Source organism: Helcobacillus massiliensis (assembly GCF_014191425.1).
Lineage (GTDB): Bacteria > Actinomycetota > Actinomycetes > Actinomycetales > Dermabacteraceae > Helcobacillus > Helcobacillus massiliensis.
In genome coordinates, this window is the sequence record NZ_JACHWP010000002.1 from 137,217 (window position 1) to 163,901 (window position 26,685).

General features: G+C 69.8%; 24 protein-coding genes, 1 tRNA gene and 1 pseudogene. 10 read left to right on the forward strand and 16 right to left on the reverse strand.

The window, feature by feature from the left end; genetic code table 11:
• Positions 1-21 precede the first annotated feature (21 nt).
• The 6 genes from FHX50_RS06205 to FHX50_RS06230 form a co-directional block, all read right to left on the reverse strand.
• Positions 22-1,662: a peptide MFS transporter gene (locus FHX50_RS06205; RefSeq protein WP_183375674.1), complete on the reverse strand. Its 1,641-nt coding sequence runs from the start codon at positions 1,660-1,662 to the stop codon at positions 22-24.
• Positions 1,663-1,894: 232 nt separating this feature from the next.
• Positions 1,895-2,614: a 50S ribosomal protein L1 gene (gene rplA / locus FHX50_RS06210; RefSeq protein ID WP_183375676.1), complete on the reverse strand. Its 720-nt coding sequence runs from the start codon at positions 2,612-2,614 to the stop codon at positions 1,895-1,897.
• A gap of 6 nt (positions 2,615-2,620) precedes the next feature.
• Positions 2,621-3,052 carry a 50S ribosomal protein L11 gene (rplK, locus tag FHX50_RS06215; RefSeq protein WP_183375678.1) on the reverse strand — a complete coding sequence of 144 codons (432 nt, stop codon included), beginning with the start codon at positions 3,050-3,052 and terminating at the stop codon, positions 2,621-2,623.
• Between the two features lie 71 nt (positions 3,053-3,123).
• The gene (gene nusG / locus FHX50_RS06220; RefSeq protein WP_183375935.1) at positions 3,124-3,945 is read right to left on the reverse strand and encodes a transcription termination/antitermination protein NusG; all 822 of its coding nucleotides are present in this window, start codon (positions 3,943-3,945) and stop codon (positions 3,124-3,126) included.
• A 55-nt stretch (positions 3,946-4,000) separates the two neighbouring features.
• The gene (gene secE, locus FHX50_RS06225) at positions 4,001-4,255 is read right to left on the reverse strand and encodes a preprotein translocase subunit SecE (RefSeq protein ID WP_183375680.1); all 255 of its coding nucleotides are present in this window, start codon (positions 4,253-4,255) and stop codon (positions 4,001-4,003) included.
• A 50-nt stretch (positions 4,256-4,305) separates the two neighbouring features.
• Positions 4,306-4,378, reverse strand: a tRNA-Trp gene (locus FHX50_RS06230).
• A gap of 195 nt (positions 4,379-4,573) precedes the next feature.
• On the opposite strand from FHX50_RS06230, the gene FHX50_RS06235 reads away from it, so the two are divergent.
• Both FHX50_RS06235 and FHX50_RS06240 read left to right on the forward strand, forming a co-directional pair.
• On the forward strand, positions 4,574-5,776 hold the full coding sequence (locus FHX50_RS06235) for a pyridoxal phosphate-dependent aminotransferase (protein ID WP_183375682.1): 1,203 nt from the start codon (positions 4,574-4,576) through the stop codon (positions 5,774-5,776).
• A gap of 11 nt (positions 5,777-5,787) precedes the next feature.
• Complete coding sequence (locus tag FHX50_RS06240; protein WP_259923613.1) at positions 5,788-6,807, forward strand: adenosine deaminase; 1,020 nt, start codon at positions 5,788-5,790, stop codon at positions 6,805-6,807.
• 56 nt (positions 6,808-6,863) lie between these two features.
• On the opposite strand, the gene galK is transcribed toward FHX50_RS06240, so the two are convergent.
• Together galK and FHX50_RS06250 are read right to left on the reverse strand one after the other, a co-directional pair.
• Positions 6,864-8,096: a galactokinase gene (galK, locus tag FHX50_RS06245; RefSeq protein ID WP_183375684.1), complete on the reverse strand. Its 1,233-nt coding sequence runs from the start codon at positions 8,094-8,096 to the stop codon at positions 6,864-6,866.
• Positions 8,093-9,568, reverse strand: coding sequence for a threonine/serine exporter family protein (locus FHX50_RS06250; RefSeq protein ID WP_183375686.1), 1,476 nt, complete (start codon positions 9,566-9,568; stop codon positions 8,093-8,095). The genes galK and FHX50_RS06250 overlap by 4 nt, the downstream gene beginning before the upstream one ends.
• 34 nt (positions 9,569-9,602) lie before the next feature.
• Between FHX50_RS06250 and FHX50_RS06255 the strand changes: the two genes are divergently transcribed.
• The gene (locus FHX50_RS06255) at positions 9,603-10,202 is read left to right on the forward strand and encodes a carbonic anhydrase (protein WP_183375688.1); all 600 of its coding nucleotides are present in this window, start codon (positions 9,603-9,605) and stop codon (positions 10,200-10,202) included.
• Between the two features lie 50 nt (positions 10,203-10,252).
• Here FHX50_RS06255 and FHX50_RS06260 read toward each other — a convergent pair whose 3' ends face one another.
• Entirely contained in the window at positions 10,253-10,537 is a 285-nt protein-coding gene (locus tag FHX50_RS06260; RefSeq protein WP_343064050.1) for a DUF3017 domain-containing protein, read from the reverse strand.
• Between the two features lie 75 nt (positions 10,538-10,612).
• Here FHX50_RS06260 and aspA point away from each other — a divergent pair, with 75 nt between their 5' ends.
• A complete protein-coding gene (gene aspA / locus FHX50_RS06265; RefSeq protein ID WP_183375690.1) occupies positions 10,613-12,058 on the forward strand; it encodes an aspartate ammonia-lyase in 1,446 nt (481 codons plus the stop codon).
• Positions 12,059-12,306: 248 nt separating this feature from the next.
• On the opposite strand, the gene ppk2 is transcribed toward aspA, so the two are convergent.
• The 3 genes and pseudogenes from ppk2 to purN form a co-directional block, all read right to left on the reverse strand.
• Positions 12,307-13,215 (reverse strand): polyphosphate kinase 2, encoded by a 909-nt coding sequence (gene ppk2, locus FHX50_RS06270; RefSeq protein ID WP_183375692.1) that lies wholly within the window; start codon positions 13,213-13,215, stop codon positions 12,307-12,309.
• A 54-nt stretch (positions 13,216-13,269) separates the two neighbouring features.
• Positions 13,270-15,072, reverse strand: coding sequence for a bifunctional phosphoribosylaminoimidazolecarboxamide formyltransferase/IMP cyclohydrolase (gene purH / locus FHX50_RS06275; RefSeq protein ID WP_415829877.1), 1,803 nt, complete (start codon positions 15,070-15,072; stop codon positions 13,270-13,272).
• Positions 15,049-15,756, reverse strand: a pseudogene (purN, locus tag FHX50_RS12095) (phosphoribosylglycinamide formyltransferase); the annotation flags it as partial. The gene purH and the pseudogene purN, both read right to left, overlap by 24 nt.
• On the opposite strand from purN, the gene FHX50_RS06280 reads away from it, so the two are divergent.
• Complete coding sequence (locus tag FHX50_RS06280) at positions 15,708-16,091, forward strand: hypothetical protein (RefSeq protein ID WP_183375696.1); 384 nt, start codon at positions 15,708-15,710, stop codon at positions 16,089-16,091. The pseudogene purN and the gene FHX50_RS06280 overlap by 49 nt on opposite strands.
• Positions 16,092-16,109: 18 nt before the next feature.
• Here the strand turns inward: FHX50_RS06280 and FHX50_RS06285 are convergent, their stop codons facing one another.
• Entirely contained in the window at positions 16,110-17,396 is a 1,287-nt protein-coding gene (locus FHX50_RS06285; protein WP_183375698.1) for a cell division protein PerM, read from the reverse strand.
• Positions 17,397-17,504: 108 nt separating this feature from the next.
• Here FHX50_RS06285 and FHX50_RS06290 point away from each other — a divergent pair, with 108 nt between their 5' ends.
• Positions 17,505-18,794, forward strand: coding sequence for an isochorismate synthase (locus FHX50_RS06290; protein ID WP_343064051.1), 1,290 nt, complete (start codon positions 17,505-17,507; stop codon positions 18,792-18,794).
• Between the two features lie 337 nt (positions 18,795-19,131).
• Here the strand turns inward: FHX50_RS06290 and FHX50_RS06295 are convergent, their stop codons facing one another.
• The 3 genes from FHX50_RS06295 to FHX50_RS06305 form a co-directional block, all read right to left on the reverse strand.
• Positions 19,132-20,256, reverse strand: a complete 1,125-nt coding sequence (locus FHX50_RS06295) for a S1C family serine protease (protein WP_183375702.1) — start codon at positions 20,254-20,256, stop codon at positions 19,132-19,134.
• Between the two features lie 93 nt (positions 20,257-20,349).
• Entirely contained in the window at positions 20,350-22,098 is a 1,749-nt protein-coding gene (gene menD / locus FHX50_RS06300) for a 2-succinyl-5-enolpyruvyl-6-hydroxy-3-cyclohexene-1-carboxylic-acid synthase (RefSeq protein ID WP_343064052.1), read from the reverse strand.
• Between the two features lie 8 nt (positions 22,099-22,106).
• Positions 22,107-23,069, reverse strand: a complete 963-nt coding sequence (locus FHX50_RS06305) for an o-succinylbenzoate synthase (RefSeq protein WP_183375704.1) — start codon at positions 23,067-23,069, stop codon at positions 22,107-22,109.
• 46 nt (positions 23,070-23,115) lie between these two features.
• On the opposite strand from FHX50_RS06305, the gene FHX50_RS06310 reads away from it, so the two are divergent.
• From FHX50_RS06310 to FHX50_RS06325, 4 genes are read left to right on the forward strand one after another with little or no spacing between them, the layout of a single operon-like run.
• Complete coding sequence (locus tag FHX50_RS06310; RefSeq protein WP_183375706.1) at positions 23,116-23,460, forward strand: MGMT family protein; 345 nt, start codon at positions 23,116-23,118, stop codon at positions 23,458-23,460.
• Positions 23,457-24,437 carry a 1,4-dihydroxy-2-naphthoyl-CoA synthase gene (locus FHX50_RS06315; RefSeq protein WP_183375708.1) on the forward strand — a complete coding sequence of 327 codons (981 nt, stop codon included), beginning with the start codon at positions 23,457-23,459 and terminating at the stop codon, positions 24,435-24,437. The genes FHX50_RS06310 and FHX50_RS06315 overlap by 4 nt, the downstream gene beginning before the upstream one ends.
• A gap of 56 nt (positions 24,438-24,493) precedes the next feature.
• On the forward strand, positions 24,494-25,732 hold the full coding sequence (locus tag FHX50_RS06320; protein WP_183375710.1) for an AMP-binding protein: 1,239 nt from the start codon (positions 24,494-24,496) through the stop codon (positions 25,730-25,732).
• Positions 25,733-25,741: 9 nt separating this feature from the next.
• Positions 25,742-26,647, forward strand: coding sequence for a 1,4-dihydroxy-2-naphthoate polyprenyltransferase (locus FHX50_RS06325; protein WP_183375712.1), 906 nt, complete (start codon positions 25,742-25,744; stop codon positions 26,645-26,647).
• The last annotated feature ends 38 nt before the right edge of the window (positions 26,648-26,685 follow it).

Consider the following 26,685-nt stretch of genomic DNA (forward strand, 5'->3'; position numbering starts at 1 on the left):
GTGAGGCGGACCACGTGGCGGTCAGGCGACGTCGGCGGGCTCGCTGCCCTGCTCAGCCCTCTCCATGGAGGCCTTGCCTTCGCGCTCACGCTGGTCGATGTCGTCCATCTTCGACTGCACCCACGGTGCGATCACGAACATGCCGACGCTCACCACGAGCGTCACCACACCGAGCATCGTGTAGAAGACGCCGTCGCCCACGCCGCTGGCCATCTGGATGACCACCGAGGTCAGGCCCATGCCCACCGCCGGGGCCAGCAGCCACAGCGTCATCGTCTGCGACGCGAAGTAGCGCGGCGCCAGCTTCGTCGTGACGGACAGACCCACCGGGTTCATGAACAGCTCCGCGACGGTCTGCACGAAGAACACGGCGGCGAGGAACCAGAACGGCGCGAGCGCGGCGCCTCCCGGCCAGGTGCTGAAGCCGTAGCCCATCATCAGCGCGGACACACCGATGATGACCAGGGATATCGCGAACTTGGCGGCCGTGTTCGGGAAGCGTCCGGCACGGCGGGTGAACAGCCAGCCGAGGACCGGTGCGAGCAGCAGCACGAACAGCGGGTTGAACGACTGGTACATCGCCGGCGCCAGCTCGAACAGGCCGAACACGCTGCGGTCCGTGTTGTCCAGCGCGAAGGTGGCCATCTTGCCGGCCGCCTGCTCGAAGATCACCACGAACAGCACGTTGCCCACCCACAGGGGCGTGAACGCGCTGAGGTGCGACCGCTCCTGCGCCGTGACGCGGGGGCTGCGGAACATGGTGAGGAAGTAGCCGAGCGCGGTCACGAAGGCGAAGATGAACAGGGACCAGGAGATCGCACCGACCAGCGGGTCCTCGGAGTCGGCGAACACCACGAGGGAGAAGAACGCGACGAGGCCACCGGCGAGGGCCACGATTCCGAGTCCCAGCAGGGCCATCTTCTTTCCCTCGCCCGGCTGCAGCGGGTTCGGGATGGTGAACGCGAATTCGCCGAGGCGGCGGCGGCCGTAGAAGAACGCGATGAGGGCGAACGCCATTCCGACCGCGGCGGCCATGAAGGCGATGTGGTAGCCGAACATGCCGCGGAGGAAGGAGATCAGCAGCGGCGCTACGAGGGAGCCCACGTTGATCGACATGTAGAAGTACTGGAACCCCTGGTCGCGGCGCGGGTCGTTCTTGTCATACAGGCCTCCCACCACGGTCGACAGGTTCGGCTTGATGAAGCCGGTGCCGATGGCGATGAGGATCAGACCCACCCACGAGGTGGGGACGCTGGGGATGGCGAGGACCACGTGGCCCGCCATGATGACGGAGCCGCCCACGAGGGTGGACATCCAGGGGCCGAGGACACGGTCGGCGACGATGCCGCCGGGGATCGTCATGAGCAGCACCGCGGCGCCGTAGGCGGAGACGACCACCTGGCCGGCGGTGGTGGACAGTCCCAGGCCCTGGTTGGCGAGGGTGTCGGTGAGGAAGTACAGGAGGATGGCGCGCATCCCGAACCAGGAGAAGCGCTCCCACATCTCGACCTGCAGCATCCACGGCAGGCCGCCGGGGTGGCCGATGAACGAGCGGTCGTTCACGGACGGACCGGTGCGCAGTCCCTCGGGGACGTACGCGGCGCGGCGGGAGATGGTCTCCTCGCCGATTGCCGTGCCTGCTTCGTTGCGGGCAGTGGACATGGAGGGTGTCCTTTCCGAGCGGACCGACGCGGGGTGTGCGTCGGTTCTGAGTGGAGGGTCGTCGCGGCCGGGTGGGCCGCGCTTCGAGTGAATCATGCGCCGCCACCGGCCGACGGGGTCAGGAGTCCCGATGGCGCGGACTGTGCCCGCCCTCACAGCGGGGCGGCTGCGATACGGACGAGCCCCGCTCTGCAGATGCAGAGCGGGGCTCGTGTGAGGGGACGACGGGGGCTCAGGCCTCCGGGGTCTCCTCGGTGAGGTTGCGGGTGCGGTTGACGTCGATCGCGATGCCCGGGCCCATGGTGGTGGACATGGTGATCTTCGAGATGTAGCGACCCTTGGCGCTGGCCGGCTTGAGTCGCAGGATCTCCTCGAGCGCTGCCACGTAGTTCTCGATCAGCTGGGTGTCGGTGAAGGACGCCTTGCCGATGATGAAGTGCAGGTTCGAGGCGCGGTCCACGCGGAACTCGATCTTGCCGCCCTTGATGTCCTCCACAGCCTTGGCGGTGTCCATCGTGACCGTGCCGGTCTTCGGGTTCGGCATGAGGCCGCGGGGGCCGAGCACGCGGCCGAGTCGGCCGACCTTGCCCATGAGGTTCGGGGTGGCCACAGCGGCGTCGAAGTCGGTCCAGCCGCCGGCGACCTTCTCGATGAGCTCGTCGTCGCCGACCTCATCGGCGCCTGCTGCGCGTGCAGCCTCGGCCTGGGGGCCGGTGGCGAACACGATCACGCGGGCGGTCTTGCCGGTGCCGTGGGGCAGGTTGACGGTGCCGCGCACCATCTGGTCCGCCTTGCGGGGGTCGACGCCGAGGCGCATGGCGACCTCGACGGCGGCGTCGAACTTGGTGACGGAGGTCTTCTGGGCGAGGCGCACAGCGTCGAGCGGAGCGTAGAACTGCTCGCGGTCGATCTTGGCGACTGCGTCCTGGTAAGCCTTGGAACGGTTAGCCATCGTGTATCAGCCCTCCACCGTGATGCCCATGGAACGCGCGGTTCCGGCCACGATCTTCGCGGCTGCATCGATATCGTTTGCGGTGAGATCCGGCATCTTCGTCTCCGCGATCTCCTTGACCTGCGCCATGGTCAGCTTGCCGACCTTGTCGGTGTGCGGCACAGCCGAGCCCTTGTCGAGGCCAGCGGCCTTCAGGATCAGCTTCGCTGCCGGCGGGGTCTTGGTGATGAACGTGAACGAGCGGTCCTCGTACACGGTGATCTCAACGGGGATGACGTTGCCGCGCTGGGACTCGGTGGCAGCGTTGTACGCCTTGGTGAACTCAACGATGTTCACACCGGCGGCACCGAGGGCGGGGCCGATCGGCGGCGCAGGCGTGGCCTGGCCGGCCTGGATCTGGAGCTTGATGACGCTCGAGACCTTCTTCTTGGGAGCCATTGCTCTTCCTTACTGTGTTGTGGTTCGGGCGGAGTCCGCCAGGACCCCTCCCACGTACGACTCGCGGTGGATCAGATCTTGGCGACCTGGTCGAACGCGAGCTCGACCGGGGTTTCGCGTCCGAAGATGGACACGAAGACCCGGAGCTTCTGGTTGGTCGAATCGATCTCCGAGATGGTGGCGGGCATCGTCTCGAACGGACCGTCCATGACGGTCACCGACTCACCGACGCTGAACGCCGGAACAGCGGCGCTCTTGGACGCCTTCGCACTCGAGGACTTCTTCTTCTCCGGCAGGTTCACCGACGGAGCCAGCATCGAGTAGATCTCATCGAACGACAGCGGAACAGGATCCGTGGCGTTTCCCACGAATCCGGTGACGCCGGGAGTGTCGCGGACCACGCGCCAGGACGCTTCGGTGAAGTCCATGCGCACCAGGACGTATCCGGGCATGCGCACGCGGCGGACGATCTTCTTCTGACCGTTCTTGACCTCCGCGGCGTCCTCCATCGGGACCTCGATCTGGAAGATGAACTCCTCCATGTCCTGGGTCTCGATACGAGTGGTCAGCTGCGTCTTCACGCGGTTCTCGTGACCGGAGTAGGAGTGCACGACGTACCACTCACCCGGGGCACTGCGCAGATGGCGCTTGAGCGCCACGGTGGGGTCCTCGACAGTGGGCTCGGAGTCGGCATCGAGAACAGCCGGGGCATCGTCCTCGTCGGCAGCGACCCCGTCAGAGACGTCTGCGGAGACCTCGTCGACGGAGGCCTCGTCGACTGCGGGCGCGTCAGCAGCCTCGTCGACTGCGGGCTGCTCGGCGGCGGTGTCCTCAGCGGCGGCCTGCTCCAGAGCGCTCTCGTCGGCGCCGGTGAGGGCGTCGTCGGTGGTCATGTCATCGGACACGGATGAACCAACTTCCTTTGCTATCGGTGAGTTCGCGGCTGCGTCAGCCCACGAAGACAAGACGGCTGAGCGCGGCGAACGCGAAGTCCAGGCCGAAGATCAGCGCGATCATGACGACCACGAAGAGGACCACGATCACTGAGTAGGAAGCGAGTTCGCGACCCGTGGGGGTGACCACCTTGCGCATCTCCGCGAAGACTTCGCGGATGAAGGTCAGCAGCGCCGTGATCGGGTTCCTGCTGCGAACGGGTTCGTTCTCGAAGTCGCCCCGCGTGCGGTCCGTCTCCAGTTGTGACATAGAAACCTCGGTCCGTCGTGGGTCTGTGTGCATCGTGAGGCGGATAGTAGCAGGGCAGACAGGATTCGAACCTGCAACCGACGGTTTTGGAGACCGTTGCGCTACCAATTGCGCCACTGCCCTGTGTCCGGACGTATCCGAACGCGGCCACCGCGTGAGTGACCGCCATCGATCATACGCACATCCGGGGCCCCGGGGCGAATCCTTCGGCCGAGTGTGAGCAAGCATGCAGGATTCCCCAGCTGCATGCGGGGTGCTCTGGAACAATGACAGAGCCCTCATCTGTGCCCCGTGACCACCGGAAAGGTGCTGACCTCCATGACTGCTCCCTCTCGCCGTCTCTCCCAGCGCATCGGCTCCATCGCCGAGTCCGCCACCCTCGCCGTGGATGCGAAGGCCAAGGCGCTGAAGGCCGCCGGCCATCCCGTCATCGGGTTCGGCGCCGGGGAGCCCGACTTCCCCACCCCGCCGCACATCGTGGAGGCGGCGAAGGAAGCCGTTATGGACCCGAGGAACCACCGCTACTCCCCCGCCGCCGGTCTGCCGGAGCTGCGCGAGGCCGTCGCCGAGGCCGCGAAGACGTACAGCGGCGTGGAGGCGGACGCCTCCCAGGTGCTCATCACCAACGGCGGCAAGCAGGCCGTCTACCAGGCGTTCGCCGCACTGATCGACCCGGGCGACGAAGTCATCGTCCCCGCCCCGTTCTGGACCTCCTACCCGGAGGGCATCCGCCTCGCCGGCGGCACCCCCGTCAGCGTCTTCTCCGGCGCCGACCAGGACTACCTACCGACGGCTGCGCAGCTGGAGTCGGTCCGCACCGACCGCACGAAGGCCGTGCTGATCTGCTCGCCGTCGAACCCGACGGGGTCCGTGCTGAGCCGCGCCCAGATGGAGGAGATCGGCCGCTGGGCGCTGGAGAACGGCCTGTGGGTCATCACCGATGAGATCTACCAGCACCTCACCTACGAGGGCACCGAGTTCACCTCCGTGCTGCAGGCCGTGCCGGAGCTCGCGGATCAGACCGTTGTCCTCAACGGCGTCGCCAAGACGTTCGCGATGACGGGCTGGCGGGTGGGCTGGATGATCGCCCCGAAGGACATCCTGACCGGCGCCGCCAACATGCAGAGCCACCTCACCTCGAACGTCAACAACATTGCGCAGCGCGCTGCGCTGGCTGCTCTGACGGGCCCGATGGACAGCGTGGAGGACATGAAGACGGCCTTCGCCCGTCGGCGCACCACCATCCTCGACATGCTCAGTGAGATCGACGGATTCTCCGTGCCCCGTCCCACCGGCGCGTTCTACGCGTTCCCCGAGGTCAGCGGGGTGCTGGGACGCACCATCGGCGGGCAGAAGGTGGAGACCTCCACCGACCTCGCCACGGTGATCCTCGACCAGGCGAAGGTCGCCGCCGTTCCCGGTGAGGCGTTCGATGCGCCCGGGCACCTGCGCTTCAGCTACGCCCTCAGCGATGCCGATCTCACCGAAGGCATCGAGCGCGTGCAGAAGCTCCTCGCCTGAAGGGCGGACCCGTGGAGGCGGTCCGGGACCTGAGGGCGCTGCCGAAGGCGCATCTGCACCTGCACTTCACCGGGTCGATGCGGCAGGACACCCTGCTGGAGCTCGCCGAGGAGCAGCGTCTGCGTCTGCCGTCGCAGCTGCAGACGGGCCAGGCGCTGCGGGTGGAGCCGAGCGCCCGGGGCTGGTTCCGCTTCCAGCGGTTCTACGACACGGCGCGGCGCGTGGTGAACTCCGAGGAGATCATGCGCCGCCTGCTGCGCGAAGCGGCGATCGATGACCGCGCGGAGGGGTCGGTCCGCCTCGAACTGCAGATCGACCCCACCAGCTACGCCCCGTTCGCGGGCGGTCTCACACCCGCGCTCGAGCTGATCCTCGACGAAGCGGAGGCGATCGAGCAGGAGGAGGGCATCTCGCTGGGCATCGTGGTGGCGGCCTCCCGCATGCGGCACCCGTTGGAGGCGCGCACCCTCGCCCGCCTCGCCGCCCGGAACGCGGGTCGGGTGATCGGGTTCGGCCTGTCGAATGATGAGCGCCGCGGTGACACGCGCGAGTTCGCGCCCGCGTTCCGCATCGCCCGGGATGCCGGTCTCGCCGCGGTTCCGCACGGCGGCGAACTGCTCGGCCCCGGCCACATCACCGAGGTGCTCGACTCCCTGCGGCCCACCCGGTTGGGCCACGGGGTGCGGGCTGCGGAGGACCCGCGCCTGGTGGAGCGCCTGGTGGCCGACGGGATCGCCTTCGAGATCTGCCCCGCCTCGAATGTGGCTCTCGGGGTCTACTCCGAATCCGGGGACGTGCCCGTGCGCACCCTTCTGGAGGCTGGTGCCACGATCGCGCTCGGCGCTGATGACCCGCTGCTGTTCGGCTCCCGCCTGCTGGAGCAGTACGAGAAGGCGCGCGAGCACGGCTTCAGCGATGCTGAACTCGCGCACCTCGCCGAGGGCTCCATCATGGCCTCAACGATGAGCGATGAGGCGAAGCAGCAGCACCTCGCCGGCGTTCAGCGCTGGCTGGAGACCGAGCCGTCCTGATCCAGCCCGGCTCTCCAGCCCGGCTGACCGGGACCGCGCCTCGGGGCCCGGTCCTCTCAGATGTCTCGGCCGGCCCCGGTCGACGGCTGCGCCGCGAACGCCACCGGTGCGGTGAAGCCGTGCTCCGCAAACGCCGTCGCCACCGCCGCAGCGGTCGCCTCCATCTGATCCGCATCCACGAGCGCGATGATGCTGCCGCCGAAGCCGCCGCCGGTCATGCGGGCACCATGCGCGCCAGCATCGCGCGCCGCTCCCACCGCGACATCCAGTTCCGGGACCGTCACCTCGAAGTCGTCCCGCAGCGAGTCGTGCGAGGCGTTCATCAGTTCACCGAGGCGGCGCAGGTTCTCCCCCACTCCCCCGTCGGCGAGCAGGTCGGCGAACTCCCGCACCCGGCAGATCTCCGTCACGACATGGCGGGCGCGCCGACGGATCACGTCATCCTCCAGCGCATCCAGCTGATCGCGGACGCCGTCGGCCCCCGCATCGGCGACCTCGCGCAGCGTCGCCGCGCCGAGCGCCTCGGCCGCCGACTCAGTCTGGCCGCGCCGCTCCGCGTACTCCCCTCCGATCAGCGAATGCTCCGCGCGGGTGTCGACGATCAGCAGACCGAGCCCGTGCTCCGACAGGTCCCACGGCTCCAGCTCCACGGCGCCGTCCGCGCAGTCCAGCAGCAGGGCGTGGCCCTGCGCCGCTCGCACAGACGCCGACTGGTCCAGCCCGCCCGTTGCTGCGCCGACGAACTCGTTCTCCGCGCGGATGCACGCAGCGATCCGTTCCTGCTGCGTGGTGCCCAGGCCGAGCAGCTCCTCCAGCGCCTGCGCCACGGAGCATTCGAGCGCGGCCGACGAACTGAGCCCCGCCCCCAACGGCACCTGGCCGTCCACCAGGATCGCCAGGCCCAGCTCTCCGCTGCGCAGCTGCGGATGGGCGTCGGCGAGCGCCCAGATCACGCCGGCGGCATAGCCAGCCCACACGGGCACGGCACCCGGCGCCAGGTCCGCGAGCGCAACGTCCACGGCATCGTCCGGCATCTGCCGGGACCGCAGCTGCAGACGGCCCGTTTCGGTGACGCGGACGGCGGCGAAGCAGCGGTGGCCGATCGCCATCGGCAGGCAGAGCCCGTCCTGGTAGTCGACGTGCTCACCGATGATGGTGACGCGCCCCGGGGCGGAGAAGACTCCGTCGGCCTCGGTGCCGAACGCGTCGGCGAAGGCCCGGCCAGCGGCGCGGGCCGCCTCGGCTCGGTCGGGGGCGCGGTGCAGGCGGGTCGTCGACGTCTCGGTCACGGATTCTCCTCATCGGTGCTGCCGAGCACGAGACGGCTGAGCACGCTCTGGCTCTCCGTGGTCGCTTCCGGCTCGGTGGGGTCGGCTTCGCCCGGTTCCAGACGGACCACGGGAATCGCCAGAGTGTAGTTCGTGGCCTTCGCGGCGGCGGTGCGGGAGTTCAGGACCCGTCGGCGCCTCGCCGTGCTGAACGGTGCGGACATCACCGGGATCCAGGTGGTGGACGCCGCCTGCAGGCCCAGCAGCAGGCGCGCCATCAGCAGCTGCCCGAACACCACGCCCGCGCTGATCGCGACCGCGACCGACACCGCGGTGAACAGGGACAGCGCGCCCGCCTGCGGGTCGTCGCCGAGCGCGAGGAGGCCGCGGTAGATGATGGAGCCCGGCACCAGCGGCAGCACCCCGACGATCACCATCGACACGGCGGGAGTGCGCAGACGCTGAGCCCCTATCACGGCGAAGCAGCCGACCAGCAGTGCCGTCACCCCGACGTTCCAGGGCTGCTCCAGGCCGACGGTGCGCAGCGCGAAGCTCACCACCGACGACATCGTCGCCAGCAGGGTCGACACCGCGATCACGCGCCGCGGCGACTGCACACCGATCGAACTTCCCAGGCCCATCACCGCACCGGCGACAAGCACCACTATCACGGACGCGAGCGTGCTCGGCAGGGACGAACTGACGGAGATGTCCACCCCCACCCAGGTGGAGAACATCAGACCGGCGCGCACGCCGATCACCACGCCGATCGTCAGCATGATGGTCTGCAGGATCCGCGCCGAGGCCGTGATGTACCAGCCGGTGATCGCGTCCTGCATCGCGCCGATGGAGGTCAGGCCCGCCAGCAGCAGGATGATGCAGGCGATCACCACGATGGAGGCGTTCACGCTCGGGTCGATGACGTACGCGAGGATCGCCGCCATCACCGACAGGAAACCGCCGATGACCTGCGCGAAGAACATGGGGATGCCGCGGCGGGCGAGTGCGCCGAGCAGGTTGTAGATGATGCCGGCGGTGATCGCCGCGAACAGCATCACCATGGTGCCGGCACCGAAGCCGACCGCGGCGGCGCCGCTCATGATCGCCCAGCCCGCGGTCGTCAGCGCGTTGGAGTAGCGCTTCGGGGCGGAGCGGGTGCGCTCAGCCGCGGTGATCGCTTCGGCGAGGGCGAGTTCGCCGTGGATGTAGTCGGAGGTGATCTTCTCCGCCTCGTCCAGCTTGGAGAAGTCCATGTCCGCGTCTGCGACTGCGCGGATGCGGGTGAACGGGGTAGATTCCTCGTCGGGCAGGTAGCTGACGCTCAGTTCGTTGAACGTGACCTGCACAGAGACGTTCCGGATGCCGGAGGACGCAGTGATGCGCAGCATCGTGGCGGTGACTTCGGATGCGGCCGCGCCACTGGCCAGCATGATCTCGCCGATCCTCATAGCGAGGTCGAAGACATCATGCAGTCTCGACAGGGAAGTGCTCACCGACCGATGATCCCACACCACAAGGAGACTTTTCATGCCCGCTCCCGCGCGCACCCCGGCCGACGCCCTGGACAAGCTTCTGCGCGGCAATCGCCGCTTCGCGGACAACGCCGCCCTGCACCCGCGGCAGCACGCCGACCACCGCTCCATCCTCACGGAATCGCAGGAGCCGTTCGCGTGCGTAGTGGGCTGCTCGGACTCCCGCGCCAGTGTGGAGCTGCTGTTCGACCAGGGCTTCGGCGACCTGTTCGTGATCCGCAACGCCGGGCATGTGGCGGGCCGTTCCGTCCGCGCCTCCATCGAGTTCGCGGTGGACGTCCTGGGCGTCCAGATCGTATTCGTGCTCGGCCACGAGAACTGCGGCGCCGTCAAGGCCACCATCGCCGCGATCCGCGACGGTGAGCAGCTGCCCGGCTCCATGCCGGTCCTGGTGGAGCGCCTGCGCACGCACATCAGCGACCCGGACGACCCGCGCCCCATCCGCCACCACGTGGCCGGCACCCTCGCGGACCTGCCGCAGGAGTCGGAGATCGTGCGCCGCGCTGTGGAGGAGGGCCGCATCGCCCTGGCCGGCGGCGTGTACCAGTTGGACTCCGGTCTGGTGGAGCTGGTGGAGGCGCCCGACGGAGTCTGACCCCGTCGGCCGGGCGAGCATTCCTCCGCCCTCGCCGCGCAGGCGGGCCGTCAGAGGTTCGGGCTGGACGACAGCAGCAGCAGACCGCCGGCGAGGACGAGGAGGATCACGGCGTCGATCACGCGCCGACGGATTACGAGCCCGCCGAGGCGCCGCGCCGGCACCACCAGCCGCACCACCGCGAGGCAGAGCAGCAGGCCCGCGAGCGCGAAGCCACCGGTGGAGACGTCCACCAGCAGGGCGATCAGCACCGTGGCCAGCAGGCCGATGAGAGCGAGGATCAGTGCCCGCTGGCGCACCATGGCGGCCCTCAGGGTGTACGGCGACTGATTCACGCTCCCATGGTAGACGGACGCGCTACCCTGGTGGATGTCAGCGTTGACACCACCTGAAAAGGACAATCGAAGAATATGACTGAGGTTCGCACCGAACACGATCTGCTCGGTGATCGCGACGTCCCCGCCTCCGCCTACTACGGGGTGCAGACCCTGCGGGCGCAGGAGAACTTCCACATCACGGACGTGCCCCTGAAGCACTTCCCCCCACTGGTCGAAGCCCTCGCGTACGTGAAGCATGCGGCGGCCCGCGCCAACCAGGAGCTCGGCATCCTCGACGATGAGAAGGCCGACGCCATCGGCGCCGCCTGCGAGGAGATCGTGAACGGCCAGCTCCACGACCATTTCGTGGTGGACATGATCCAGGGCGGGGCCGGCACCTCCACCAATATGAACGCGAACGAGGTCATCGCCAACCGGGCCCTGGAGATCCTCGGCCACGAGAAGGGCCAGTACGAGCACCTCCACCCCAACAACGACGTCAACCTCGGGCAGTCCACCAACGACGTCTACCCGACCGCCCTGCGCCTGGCGATCCTGCTGTCCTTCCCGCAGCTCACGGCCGCAATGGAGAACCTCATCGAGTCGCTGAAGGCGAAGGGCGAGGAGTACAAGGACATCCTCAAGATGGGCCGCACCCAGATGCAGGACGCCGTCCCGATGACCGTGGGGCAGGAGTTCACCGCCTGGGCCACCACCATCGCCGAGGACGTCCAGCGCCTCACCCGCACCGCGCGCCTCTTCCACGAGATGAACATGGGCGCCACCGCCATCGGCACGGGCATCACCACCGACCCGCGCTACGCGAACCTGGTGGCGAAGAAGCTCACCGAACTGACCGGCATCGAGTTCGTCACCGCGGTCGACCTCGTGGAGGCGACCTCCGACACCGGCGCGTTCGTCACGTTCTCCGGCATCCTCAAGCGCGTCGCCGTGAAGACCTCGAAGATCTGCAACGATCTGCGCCTGCTGTCCTCCGGTCCCCGCGCCGGCTTCAACGAGATCAACCTGCCCGCTGTGCAGCCCGGCTCCTCCGTCATGCCCGGCAAGGTCAACCCGGTGATCCCGGAGGTCGTCAACCAGGTCGCGTACCAGGTCATCGGCAACGACATGACGGTGACGATGGCGGCGGAGGGCGGCCAGCTGCAGCTCAACGCGTTCGAGCCGGTCATCGCGTACAACATCCTCAACTCCACCCGCATGATGACCCGCGCGATGGACACCCTGTCCGAGCGCTGCATCAAGGGCATCACGGTGAACGAGGACGTGCTGGGCGACCATATCCGCCGCTCCATCGGCGTCATCACGGCCCTCGTGCCAGTGATCGGCTACGCCGCGTCCACGGAGATTGCGGCGGAGGCGCTGAAGAGCGGCCGCGGCGTGGCCGAGCTCGTCATCGAGCGGGGCCTGCTGGACGAGGCGCACCTGCGCCACATCCTCGCGCCCGAGCGCATGACGAAGCCGTACCGCGCCACCGGCAAGACCGACATCATGCCGGTCATCACCGACGCTGACCTCTAGCTCTGAGCCTCAGCGCCTGCTGAGCGCAGCACCGGCTGCCGGCTGAGCGCGATGGGCGAGAACAGTGAAGCGGCGCGGATGCCCCATCGGGGTGTCCGCGCCGCTTCTGTCTGCGATCGGCGATCCGTCTGCGCATTCGGGGATCTTCGCGCCGCTTTCCCCGCATACGTCGACCGATCGTCGCTGGCGGCGGGGGCTGCGGGGCGCGAGGCGGGCCGACGGGTCAGCGCGGCGCGCTCAGCGCACCGTCACTCGTCGGCGACTTCGTGCTTGCCGCGCATCACCAGCAGCGGGTCCGGAGTGCCGACCACGGCATGGTCCTTGCCCTCGTATTCGAACTGCGAGAGGAAATAGCGCATCGCGTTGAGGCGGGCGCGCTTCTTGTCGTTGGAGCGGATGATGATCCACGGCGCGTACTTCTTGTCCGTGCGGCGGAACATCTCCTCCTTCGCTTCGCCGTACTGCTCCCAGCGGTCCAGGGACTCCAGGTCCATCGGCGACAGCTTCCACTGGCGCACCGGGTCCAGCTGACGGATCGCGAAGCGGGTCCGCTGCTCCTTCTGCGACACCGAGAACCAGAACTTCGTGACATGGATGCCGGCATCCACCAGCATCCGCTCGAACTGCGGAGCCTGGTCCATGAAGCGGTGGTACTCGTCATCGGTGCAGAAGCCCATCACGCGCTCCACACCGGCGCGGTTGTACCAGGAGCGGTCGAACATGACGAGCTCACCATCGGTGGGCAGGTGCTGCACGTAGCGCTGGAAGTACCACTGGCCGCGTTCGCGGTCGCTGGGCTTGTTGAGCGCCACCACGCGCGCCATGCGCGGGTTGAGGTGCTCGGTGAACCGCTTGATGGTGCCGCCCTTGCCGGCGGCGTCGCGGCCCTCGAAGATGATGATGGCCTTCTGGCCCTCATCCTCCATCCAGTACTGCAGCTTGAGCAGCTCCACCTGCAGGCGGTACTTCTCCAGCTCATAGGCGTCGCGCTCCATGCGCTCGTCGTACGGGTAGCCCTCCTGCCACGTGTAGACGGGGTTGCCCTGCGGGTCGATCAGGTCCGGGTCCGGGGACTCTCCGCCCTGGACGGAGTACCCCTCTTCACGGAGGTGCTCGATGAATTCGCGGAGGTTCTGGTTCGTGGGGACGTCCTTCATTGACTGGCTCCTTCGTTGGGCGGCGGGGCGGGCACCGGGCGGTGCCCGGGTGGGTCAGTGGGCGAAGTGGCGGGTGCCGGTCACGTACATGGTGACGCCGGCCTTCGTGCAGGCGTCGATGACCTCCTGGTCGCGCACGGACCCACCGGGCTGCACGATGGCGGTGATGCCGGCATCGATGAGCTGCTGGGGCCCGTCGGCGAACGGGAAGAACGCGTCGGATGCGCAGACGGATCCGCGGGCGCGCTCCTCCCCGTCGGCGAGCGTGTTGGCGCGCTCCACAGCGAGGCGGCAGGAGTCCACACGGTTCACCTGGCCCATGCCGATGCCGACAGCGCCGCCGTCCTTCGCCAGCAGGATGGCGTTGGACTTCGGGGCGCGCACGGCCCGCCACGCGAAGGCGAGGTCGGCGAGGGTGGCGTCATCGGCGGCGTCGCCGGCGACGAGCTGCCAGGACGCCGGATCGTCGCCGTCGGCCTGGAAGCGGTCCTTCTCCTGGATGAGGGTGCCGCCCCAGATGTCGCGGGTCTCCCCCAGTTCGCTGTTCTGGCCGTCGATCTCCAGCAGGCGGATGTTCTTCTTGCGCGTCAGGATCTCGAGCGCACCGTCCTCGTAGCCGGGTGCGACCAGCACTTCGGTGAACACCTCGGCGACCTGGTTCGCCATCGCCACCGTGACGGGGCGGTTCGCGGCGATGACGCCGCCGAACGCGGACACGGGGTCGGTGGCGTGCGCCTTCCGGTGGGCGATCGCGATGTCCTCACCGTCGTCGGCGACGGCCACTCCGCACGGGTTGTTGTGCTTGATGACGGCGACGGCGGGCTGGTCGAAGTCGAAGGCGGCGCGGATGGCGGCATCGGCGTCGACGTAGTTGTTGTAGCTCATCTCCTTGCCGTGCAGCACCTCGGCGGAGGCGAGGCTGCCGTCCTCACCGGCGGTGTCGAGCAGGGCGCGCTGGTGCGGGTTCTCGCCGTAGCGCAGCGCCCGCATGCCGATCTCCTCCATCTGCTCGGCGGGCATGTCGAAGATGCTGACCTCCTCGACCTCCCCGTCGAGGGCGTCGTCGTGGCCGTCGGCGCAGCAGTCGCAGTCCTCACCGTCGGAGTCCGGGGCGTAGCGCTCGGAGATGGTGGCGAGGTCGAGTTCGGTGCCGGCGAGTTCGTCGCCGAGGTCGGCGAGCTGCTGCTGGGTCCAGTCGTCGATGGCGGCGTCGTACATCGCGATGCGGGCGAAGGCGACGGCGCTGAGGGCGTACCGTTCGGCGCGGGTGAAGCCGCCGCGGCCGGCGGCATCGGCGGCGAGGGCGTAGTCCTTCTGCTCCACGACCACGGCGCAGGTGGAGAAGTTCTTCGCGGCGGAGCGGACCATGGCGGGGCCGCCGATGTCGATCTTCTCGATGATCTCCTCGAAGGCGCCGCCGTCGGCGACGGTCTGCTCGAACGGGTACAGGTTGACCACGACGAGGTCGAACGGGGCGATGCCGTGCTCCTGCAGCGCCGCCTCGTGGGATTCCTTGGTGCGGTCGGCGAGGAGGCCGCCGTGTACGACGGGGTGCAGGGTCTTGACGCGGCCGTCGAGGATTTCGGGGAACCCGGTGACGTCGGCGACGTCGGTGACGGGGAGGCCGGCGTCCCGGATGGCCTGGGCGGTGGATCCGGTGGAGACGATCTCGGTGCCGGCTCCGTGGAGGGCTCGGGCGAGGTCCTCCAGGCCGGTCTTGTCGAAGACGGAGATGAGGGCGCGCTTGATCGCTCGCTGGGTGGTCACTTCTGCTGTGTTCCTGTCTGCTTCGAGGGTGGTGGTCGGTGGGCCGACGGGTGCTGCCTGCAGGAGGTCGCGGATGACATCGACGATCATCACGCGCTCCACCTCCTTGATCCTTTCATGGAGGGTGTCCTCGGTGTCGCCCGGTTCGATGAGCACGGGCCGCTGGTCGAGGATGCGGCCGGTGTCGATGCCGGCGTCGACCTCGATGACGGTGGCGCCGGTGACCTTGACGCCGTAGGCGAGGGCGTCGCGGACGCCGTGGGCGCCGGGGAACGACGGCAGCAGCGCGGGGTGGGTGTTGATGATGCGGCCGCCGAAGCGCTCCAGCATGGGGGCGCCGAGCAGGCGCATGAACCCAGCGAGGACGATGAGGTCCGGTGCGTGGCTCGCGACCTCGTCGGCGAGGGCGCGGTCCCAGGCGGCGCGGTCCTCATGGTCGGCGAGGCGCACGACCGCGGTGGGGATGGAGCAGCTGCGGGCGTGGTCGAGACCGGCGGCGTCGACGTCGGCGATGACGGCGACGACCTGGGCACCGGTGAGGGTCCCCTGCTCGATCGCGGCGAGCACCGCGGCGAGGTTGGATCCGGTGCCGGAGATCAGCACAACGAGGCGAGCGGGACCGGCGGGACTGGCGGAGGCGGTGTTCTCGTGGGGCACACCCCCAGCGTAGTCGACCCGTGCGGGGTGGTTGGGGGTCCTCCGTCTCGGGCACAATGGGGTGCGTGATGGATGAGAAGAACCTGCGTGACTACACCCGATGGACCACTCGAGCACTGCTCTGCTTCGCGGTGGCGTGGGCGCTGTCCCTGGTCCCGCTGCCGTTCTCGCTCCTCTCGGGCGTGGTGGCGATTGCGGCGATCGTGATGCTGGTGCGGTCGATCATGGCGGGGCTGCGCACTGAGCGCCGTGCCCGGGCCGTCATCATGGGTGCGCTCGGCATCCTCGCGTCACTGCTGCTGGTGGCGATGGCGGGTCTGTCTGCGATCTTCTACCAGCCGATGCACGCGATCCAGCAGTGTCAGGAGAACGCGATCACGGAGCAGGCGCGCGCCGCCTGCAAGGACTCCGCGCAGGACGAGGTCATCGACTGGCTGCGCGGCGGTCGCTGAGCTGCGCTCTGCTGCGCGTCAGTCCTCGTCGGTGCGCTCAGACGCATCCACGCGGTCCCGCAGACGCTGCGTCGCATCCGCGGTGCGCTGCCCCAGCCCCGTCAGCTCCCACACGGCGACCGAGCCGGCGCCGAGGACGATGATCCCCAGCAGCGGCAGCGCAAGCGAGCTGAGCTTCGGGCCGAGCTCACTGAGCTGATCCGCGCCGATCGCACCGCCGGAGAACGCCGCCAGCAGCATCAGCACGCAGAACAGTCCGCCGACGAACCCGCCCCAGATCACGGCGATCTCGCGGCCGTCCAGGGGCGGCTCATCAGCAAGCGGCCGGGTCTCGCGCGCCAGCAGAACAGCACCCATCCCCACCGCGATCACCGGCAGGATCATCAGCGCGAGCATCCAGCGGGGGAACACACCGGGCTGCGGCAGCGCCGCCAGCACCGGCAGCACCGGCAGCACACCGACGGTCGCGCCGCCGAGGGAGATGCCGGTGCCGATGCCGGTCAGGACGGTGCCGCCGAGCAGCACCACCATCGCCCACACGATCAGGCTCGGCAGCACAAGCAGCTGCGCGAGGATCAGGACTGCCCCGCCGAACGGTCCGGGCTTGAGGCCGGTGAACATCTCCATCACGGACGGGGAGGCGACAGCGAGCATGACCGTGGTGAGCAGGGCGCCGAGGCCGAGCAGCAGCAGGACGGTCGCGCCGATGGCACGGATGATGGCGTCGAACGGGTGTGGGATGAGGGCGAGCATCCCGACGGCGGGAATGCCTCCGTCGGCCGGCCGCTTCAGGCTCGCCATCGTGCCCACCGCGCCCGCGACCAGGGACAGCACCAGGGCGGCGAGGGTGGTGGGGATGGTGGTGACGCGGACGTCTGCGCTGGTGATGAGCATCATCGTCACCATGGTCGCGACGGTGTACGCGGCGGCGAACGCGCCGATGATCACGCCGAGGCCGGCGATGGCGCCCGGGTGGAGGCCGCCGTCGGCCCGCGTGAACTCGATGAGGCGGGCGCGGCTGCGCATCGTGAACGCGAGCACTGCGAAGAACACCACGGTGAGGCCGACGGGTGAGATCGTGACCGGCCCCGTCATCCCCGTCACGATCAGGTGGATCGCGCCGCCGTTGCCGAGGGCGAAGAACGACAGCGCCACCATGATCGCGTCCAGCAGACTCAGCGAGGTGCGGGAGTCGGCGGTGTGGGCGGCGATGGCGGGCACGATCACGGTCGCGGCGTTGACCGCGAACGCGATGAGACCGGCGATGATCCCGGCTGCGGCCGGGGATGACGGTCTGCGAATCACTGGCTTACCTCTTCCGGCCTGCTCGACGGCATAATGGTGATCATCATGGCCACCCTAGTGAACCGCCCGGGGACCGCTGGCTCAGATGCATCCGCGTCCCGGCTCAGTGTGACGACTCTCCGCCTCGACGGCCCTGTGGACCTCGCCCAGCATATTCCAGCGGACCCCTCCGGCCTGTTCTTCCACCGCGGCGACGGCCTGCTCGCCCGCGGCGAGGCCCTCGTCCTCACCGCCACCGGCGAGGACCGCTTCACGGACCTCTCCCAGGCGTTTCAGCAGGTCAGTGCCGCCGCCACGGTCGATGACGCCGCCGGTGTGCGCGGCAGCGGGCTCCTCGCCCTCGGCTCCTTCTCCTACTACGCCGCCTCCGAGCGGCCCTCCCGCCTCGTGATCCCCCGCGCCGTCCTCGGACAGGCCGACGGGTGCGCCTTCCTCACCCTCATCACCGCCGATGGCGAGGATCCAGCGCGCGGCCTCGGCGCAGCGGATGGCCGGGACCCGTCGGCCCTGCTCGCGGAGCTCTTCCCCACCGCTGACGCCGAGGCGAGCGCAGCCGATGCGCCGGCCCCGCCCGTGCCGCACATCGAGGTGGCCAGCGCCCACACCCCCGCCGAGTATCAGGCGCTGATCAGCCGCGCCGTGGACGAGATCCGCGCCGGCGGTGCCGAGAAGCTCGTCATCTCCGAACGCCTCGACGCGCGGTCCAGTGACCCCGTCTCCATCCCTGCGCTCGCCCGCCGCCTCGCCGCGATGTATCCCATGACGTGGGTGTTCCGCGTGGGCGATGTCATCGGCGCATCCCCCGAGATGCTGGTGGAGACCGAAGGCTCCCGCCTCTTCTCCCGCGTCCTCGCCGGCACCCGGCCCGTCGCCGACGGCGGGGAGCTCACCGCCGAGGACCGCGACGCCTTCTTCCACGACCCGAAGGAGCGCGCCGAACACGAGTACGCGATCCGCTCCGTCACCGGCCCGCTCGAAGCCGTCACCGAATGGATCTCCGCCCCCGCGGAACCGTTCGTGCTGCGCCTGCCCGGCCTGGAGCACCTCGCCTCCGACGTCTCCGCGAAGCTGCGGCCCGGCCTGACGAGCGTGGACGTGGCCGGTCTGCTGCACCCGTCGGCCGCCGTCAGCGGCATGCCCCGCGCCGACGCCGACCGCATCAACCGGACCATCGAGGAGCAGGACCGCGGCGGGTACGCCGCCCCCGTCGGGTGGATGAGCGGGCGCGGCGACGGCCAGTGGGCGATCGCGCTGCGGATGGCGCACCTCGACCCCGAGGACCCGCACTACCTGGTCCTGCAGGCCGGCGGCGGCATCGTCGAAGCGTCCGATCCGCTGACCGAGCACGCCGAGGCGCTCGCGAAGACCCGCCCTATGATGCGCGCCCTGCGCGGCTGAACGACTCGCCGACGGCCCCGACGCCACGGCATCCCCACGGGGTTCTCCCAGGGATCATCGGGCTCCCCCACCTGGCGGCGTGGACCGCCCCCGTGGTCGCACTGCTGGTCATCGTCAGCCTCATCGCCCTGAACATTCCGAGCGTGAAGAACTTCGGTGAGCTCGAGTTCTGGTTCGCGATGAGCTCCGCGAACTCCGGGATCTACTCCACGTCCCGCATGATCTTCGGCCTCGCCACCCCGTTCTGGTTCCTGCTGGTCGCGATCGGCTGGATCGTGCTGCGCCGAAGCCCGCACCACATGGAGCAGAAGCGCCTGCACCCCGAAGGGCGTCCGTGTCACATGCTGCCGAGTGTGACGCGGACGTCCTTCTTCTCATCCCCGCGGATCAGCGTGATGGTGTGCTCACTGCCGGGCTGCAGACCCCGCACGATCGCGGTGAGGCCGCTGGCGGAGCCGACGGGGATCTGATCCACCGCGATGATCACATCACCCCGGCGGATCCCGGCCTTCTGCGCCGCTCCGCCGCCGGTGATGTCCTTGACCTCGGCGCCCCTGTAAGTGGCGTCGGCCCCACCGGTGGCGGAGTCCTGCGCCGTCACCCCCAGCAGGGCGTGCTTCACGTCCTGGCCGGCGATGATCTGCTCGGCGATCATCGTGACCGTGTTCGACGGGATGGCGAACCCGAGCCCGATCGACCCGGCGCTGCGCTCATCGGTCGCGTTCGACGCGATCGACGAGTTGATCCCGATGACCTCACCGTTGGCGTTGACGAGGGGGCCGCCGGAGTTGCCGGGGTTGATGGATGCATCGGTCTGCACGGCGGAGATGAAGGTGGCGTCGGACCCGTCGGCCTTCTCCCCCATCGTGGTGACGGGGCGGTTCAGTGCGGAGATGATGCCGGTGGTGGCGGTGTTCGCCAGCCCCAGCGGCGTGCCGACCGCCATCACGTCCTGCCCGACCTTGAGCTGATCGGAGTCGCTGAACACCGCTGGCTTCAGATCCTTCGGCGCCTGCTCCAGAGCGATGACGGCGACGTCCGTAGTCGGGTCGGCTCCCACGGGCTTCGCGGAGAACGTGCGGCCGTCCGCCAGGGTCACGGCGATCTGCCTCGCGCCCGCGACCACGTGGTTGTTGGTGACGATGCGGCCCTCCCCGTCCAGGATGATGCCGGTGCCCTCGGCGCTGCCCTCCTCCGACTTCACCTGGATGGACACCGTGGAGGGGCCGATCTGGTCGATGGTCTGCGACCAGCGGGCCGACGGGTCATCCCCGCCCTTTCCGTTGCCGGGGTTCGGCGGGGCGCTCGGCGCTGCGGTGGTGATGGCGGGCCCGCTGCGGTCCCCGGAATCGCTGAGCTCGTTGATCGCGGTGCTGCCGGCGATGGAGATGCCAGAGGCGACGAGCATGCCGGTGGCGACCAGTGCGAGCGTGCCGCACCAGCCGGGTGATCGAGGGGCCATCCGAGTTCCTGTTCTGGTCATGTCCGTCGCCGCTGCGCCGCGCCGACGGGGCTGGAGTTCCGCCATTGTTCCAGAGCCCTCCTGAGGACGCGATCAGCCCCGCTGGGCTGTGGATGACTGCACGACCAGCACCCGTCGGCCCCGCGTCTGCTCCCCCAGCGCCTCCGGAAGATCCTCCGCTGTGACAGTGCGGGCATCGACGCCGAGGGCGCGGGCCGCAGCGGCGAGGTCCGTGCCGTGCGGGGTGGTGAAGAACCGGTCGAAGAGGCCGCGGTCGGCACCGGCGTGCTCGAGGCCGCCGAAGATGCGGCCGCCGCCGTCGTCCACGATGACGATGTCCAGCTCCGGCTGCTCCTCGGTGGGGCCGATGACGAGCCCGGTCAGGTCGTGGATCGCGGACACGTCCCCCAGCAGCACGCGGGTGCGTCCCCGCTCGCCGCGGTGGGCGCGGGCGAGGGCGATGCCGCTGGCCATCGACATCGTGCCGTCGATGCCGGCGAGACCGCGATTGGCGATGATGCGGGCGCGGGTGGGGCCGCCGTGCCGTTCGAGGTCGCGGATGAGCGCGCTCGCACCGAGGATGAGGACGTCGCCGTTGCGGGCCTCGTTCCAGACCGCGAGCGCGGCGCGGGTCTGCCAGGTGGTCGCGTCGCTGGTGGGGACAGCGGCCCAGGCCCGGGCGTACTCGCCGCCGGTGGTGCTTCCGGCGGCGTCCGCGTCGCCGGTGAGGCGGGAGGCCGACGGGTCCACCCGCGCGAGAACGCGGGCGGCGCGATGGGTGGGGTCCACCCAGTCGATGGTGGGTGAGACGACCGTGATGTCCACGTCGTCAGCTCCCAGGAGGCTGCGCAGGACCGGGCGGGACAGCGTCGGGTGGCCGAAGACGACCGCTGCGTCGGGCCGCAGCGGGTGCGCATCCTCGGCGAACACGGTCGCCAGCTGCTCCGGGGTGATGAGGGTCGGGCCCGGGCGGCGCGCGCTGCTGGACGGCTCGGCGGCGATCGGCAGGTCGAGGTGCTCGGCGAGGGCGGCAGCGTCGGCGCCGGTGGCCTCATCGGCGTCACCGGCCACGACGACGGTGCGCATCGGCAGGCTCAGCGGGACGCCGGGTGCCCGCTGCGCGTCGCGGCGGGCGCCGAGTCTGATCGCACGCGAGGGCGCCGACGCATCCTCGCCGCCCGGCCCGGGCGCTGCAGACTCGGGCGCGGTCTGCGGGGTGAGGGGGTCGCGGAAGGACAGGTTGAGGTGCACGGGCGCTCCGAGGTCGGTCCCGGGCGCTCCTCCCTCGAGCGCGGTCGCGGCAGCGCGCGCCGCGGTGGACGCCCAGGTGCGCAGCTCCATCCCGCTCGCCCGGTCCGCGGCCGGTGCGGGAAGGTCCGCACTGAGCGCCGTGAACGGCTCGAACATCCCCACCTGGTGGGTGGTCTGGTTCGCGCCCGTTCCGCGCAGCTCTGCCGGCCGGTCAGCGGTCAGCGCAACCAGGGGGACATGCGAATGGTGCGCCTCCATCATCGCGGCCAGCAGGTGCGCCGTCGCGGTGCCGGACGTGGTGGCAACGGCGGCGAAGGACCCGTCGGCCCGCCCGGCGCGGGAGATGCCGAGCGCGGTGAACGCGGCCGACCGCTCATCGAGGCGCACGTGGCACCGCAGGCCGAGCGCGTGCGCGGCGTACACGATCGGGGCGGACCGCGACCCGGGCGCCACCACGAGGTCGCTCATGCCGGCGGCCCGCAGCGCTTCCAGCAGGGCACGCGCGCACTCGACGGCACCGGACCCGCTCGCGGGGATCACCGCGGTGCCGGGCTCGGGGCGTGCGGGCGGCACGGGCTGGGCGTCGGTCACGGCGGGGATCAGGACGCGTAGTGGCTCAGGCGCTCCATCCAGCGCTCACGCACATCCTCCGGCGCTTTCACGACCTCCAGGCCCAGCTCGTCGATGTCCTGGCGGAACGAGGTGAGGCGGCCGTTGCCGGAGATGAGCGGGTCGGCGACCACGTCGGTGGCGAGCAGGCGCGCCGTCCCCAGGCCGCACGCGTACGGAGGCTCCGGCAGGGACGTGGCCAGCGCCAGCCCCATCGCGATGCCGATCGACGACTCCAGCGCACTGGAGACGACGACGGGGACATCGGCGTCCTCAGCGATCTGCAGGCAGCGGGTGATGCCGCCCATCGGCTGCACCTTGAGGATCATGATGTCGGCGGCGTCCTTGCGGATCACTTCGAGGGGGTCATCGGCGAGCCGCACCGACTCGTCCGCCGCGATCGGCACATCAACGCGGGAACGGATCCAGGCCATGTCGGCGATCGTGCGGCCCGGCTGCTCGACGTATTCGAGGCCGCCGGCGGCGCGGTCGAGCTGCCCGATGCGCTTCACCGCTTCGGACTTCGCCCATCCGGCGTTGGCGTCGATCCGGATCTTCGCCTCCGGGCCGAGGGCATCGCGCACTGCCTCCAGGCGCGCCTGGTCCTCCTTGTGGGTGGAACCGGACTCCGCCACCTTCACCTTCGCCGTCGCCGAGCCGAAGGAGCGGGCGATGCGGTGCGCCTCGTCGGGCCCCACGGCGGGCACGGTCGCGTTGATCTCGACATCGGACCGCTCCATGCGGGGGAACTCCCGGGTGGCGGATTCCATCGCCGCCTCGAACCAGGGGCGCGACTGCTCAGCGTCGTAGTCCCAGAACGGGGAGAACTCCGACCAGCCCGCCTCCCCGTGCAGGAGGACGCCTTCGCGCACATCCAGCCCGCGGAATCGGGTGGTGAGGGGGATGCGGTAGACCTCGATCCGGTCGATGCCGTCGAACATAGTTGTGGCCATGCCTCCAGAGTAGTCTGTCTGAGTGGATCCTGAGACCAGAGCAGAGATGATTCTGAGACTAACGGAAACGCTCGCTGAGCGCGAAGCGGTCACCTACGGCGACCTGGGGGAAGTCACCGGTCTCGGCCCCCGTGAGGTGGGGCGGATCATGGCGCAGTACGGCAGCGCCGTCCCCTGGTGGCGCGTCACCAACGCCCGCGGCGAGCTCCCACCCCACCTCCTGGAGCGCGCCCGGCAGCTGTGGGCGGCAGAGGGCATGCCCCTCACGGCCGACGGATGCCGCCTCCGCCTCGGCGCCGTGCGCGTCCCGCTCCCGGACCTGGCGGCGCGGTTCGCCCCCGTCGGCCGCGACTTCGCCGAGCAGGACCCACCTTCTACAGTGGAGCCATGACCACTGATGGAGCCACCCCCACCGCACTCCCCCGCCGCGTCTCCGACACGTTCGATCCCGAGCGCTGGCGCGACATCCCCGAGGCCGAACTCGGCGGCCCCGCGTTCACCGACATCACGTACCACCGCGCCGTCGCCCGCGACAGCGGCGCCATCCGCGACCTGAACGCCGTGCGCATCGCGTTCGACCGCCCTGAGGTCCGCAACGCGTTCCGCCCCCACACCGTGGATGAGCTGTTCCGCGCCTTCGACCACGCCCGCCTCGACCCGACGGTCGGCGTCATCATCCTCACCGGCAACGGCCCCGCCCCGAAGGACGGCGTGTGGGCGTTCTGCTCCGGCGGCGACCAGCGGATCCGCGGCCGCTCCGGCTACCAGTACGCCGACGGGGACACCGCCGACACGGTCCGCGCCGGCGGCGCCGGCCGCCTCCACATCCTCGAAGTGCAGCGCCTGATCCGCACCATGGGCAAGGTCGTCATCGCCGCGGTCAACGGCTGGGCCGCCGGCGGCGGGCACTCCCTGCACGTGGTGGCCGACATGTCCATCGCCTCCCGCCAGCACGCCCGGTTCAAGCAGACCGATGCGAACGTCGGCAGCTTCGACGGCGGCTACGGCTCCGCGTACCTCGCCAAGCAGGTCGGGCAGAAGCGCGCCCGGGAGATCTTCTTCCTCGCCGAGGAGTACTCCGCTGACGACGCCTACGACTGGGGCGCCGTGAACCGCGTGATCGACCACGAGGACCTCGAGGACGAGGCGCTGCGGATGGCCGCGGTCATCGCCACGAAGTCGCCGCAGGCGATCCGGATGCTGAAGTTCGCGTTCAACCTCACCGACGACGGCCTCATGGGCCAGCAGGTGTTCGCCGGCGAGGCGACTCGTCTCGCATACACCACCGACGAAGCGGTCGAGGGCCGCGACGCCTTCCTGGAGAAGCGTGACCCTGACTGGTCGTCGTTCCACCACCCGCAGGGCTGACCTCCCCCCACCCGCAGGGCTGACCCGTCGGCCCTGATCCCCGCTGAAAGGACTGCATGCGCCTGCTCGCCCCCGGCCCGTTCACCGGCACCCGCGACTCCTTCTCCCGCTACGTGGACGCCCTCACCGGCATGTCCGACGGCGCCACCCTCGTGTGGCTCGCCCCGTTCGCGCCACCGCCGTCGATCGGAGCCCAGTACGCCCTCGTGCTGCCGACCTCCGGCTCCACCGGCGCCCCGAAGGCCGTCGCCCACACCCTGTCAACGCTGCGGGCCTCGCAGACCGCGACCGCTGAGGCGCTCGGCGGGCACGGGGCGTGGCTGCCGTTCCTGCCGCCCACGCACATCGCGGGCGTGCAGGTGGTCGCGCGGGCGCTGCGCACCGCGGAGGAGCGGGGCCTCACCGACCCGCACGGCGCACTGGGACCGCTGCCGGACCTGGGAGCGTCGTTCACCGCGCGCACGGTGCTGGAGGCGATGGAGCAGTGGGTCGCACCCGACGGCCCCCTGTTCACGTCCTTCGTGCCGACCCAGCTGGAGCGTCTGCTGCGCGACCCGGACCGGGCTGTTCTCGAGCAGCTGCGGCGGTTCTCGGCGATCCTCGTGGGCGGCGCCGCCACCCCGGCGGCCCTGCTGCGACAGGGGCGGGACCTCGGACTTCGCCTCGTCACGACGTACGGGTCGTCGGAGACCGCCGGCGGTTGCGTGTACAGCGCCCGCCCCCTGCCGGGTGTGGATCTGTCCCTCGATGATGAGGGCCGCCTCGTCATCACCGCGCCGTGCGTGGCCCGCGGCTATCTCTCCGACGAGGGTGAGCTCAGCGCCTTCGAATCGGTGCCCTCCACTGCGGGCGGCGCCGCCGGGGTGCGCCGCTTCGTCACCAGCGATCTCGCGGATCTGGGGGCCGACGGGACCCTCTCCATCCGCGGCCGCGCCGACCACGTCATCATCACCGGTGGCGCCAAGGTCAACCCGGTGGAGGTGGAGCAGGCGATCTGTCAGCACCCGTCGGCCGCGGCGGCGCTCGTGACGAGCGTGCCGGACGACGAGTGGGGGCAGAAGGTCGTCGCGCTGGTGGTCCCCGCCGAACCGGCACACCCTGGCGGCGCAGATGTGGAACGGCCTGGCCCGGAGCTCCTGCGGGAAACGGTGCCGGACGCGGTGCGCGCCGCAAGGCTGGGCTCTGCGAGCGTCCCCAAGATCACCCTTGTCGTGGACGACCTCCCGATGCTGGCCCCCGGTAAGGTGGATCGGGTTCGCGCCGCGGATCTCGCCCGGCGCCTCATCCGCGAGTAAGGAGCGCCTGTGGCATCGGTGAGCCAGTGGATCGAAGGGGCTCGCCCCCGCACTCTTCCCGCGGCGTTCGCGCCGGTGGCAGCGGGTGTGGGCCTGTCGATCCACCATGCGGGCTTCCTCGGCGCCACCACTGCTGTGCGCGGCCTCCTCGCCCTCGGTCTCGCGCTCGCCCTCCAGGTGGGGGTGAACTACGCGAACGACTACTCGGACGGCATCCGCGGCACTGACGAGGACCGCGTGGGGCCGTTCCGCCTCACCGGGTCCGGAGCGGCGCCGGCATCAACGGTGAAGCGAGCCGCGTTCCTCAGCTTCGGCATCGGCGGCCTGTTCGGACTCGTGCTCGTCGCACTGGCCGGCGCGTGGTGGATGCTGCTGGTCGGCGTGGCCTGCGTTCTGGCGGCATGGTTCTACACCGGCGGGAAGAGGCCGTACGGCTACCTCGGCTTCGGTGAAGTCATGGTGTTCATCTTCTTCGGCCTGGTCGCCGTGATGGGCACCAGCTATCTGATCACCGGCCGCACCAGCTGGGAGGATGTGCTGGTCGCTGCAGCGATCGGCCTGCTCGCCTGCGCCGTCATGCTGACGAACAACCTGCGCGACATTCCCACCGATGAGGTCGCCGGCAAGCGCACGCTCGCTGTACGACTCGGCGATGCCCGCACTCGGCGACTGTTCGCGGCGACACTCCTCGTGCCGTTCCTCCTGGTCATCCCGTACACGATCGTGAACATCGGTGTGGTGATCACCCTGATCGCGGTGGTTCTGACCGTGCACCCGCTTCGCCTGGTTGTCGCTGAGCACGCCACTGGGCGCAGTCTGATCCCCGTTCTCGGTGCGGCGGGCAAGTTGGAGGCGGCGGTCGGCCTGCTGCTGCTGATCGGGCCGATCCTCACGCTCGTACTCAGCCTGCGCTGATCAGCGCTCGCATTCAGCCTGAGGCGAGCAGGCCAGGA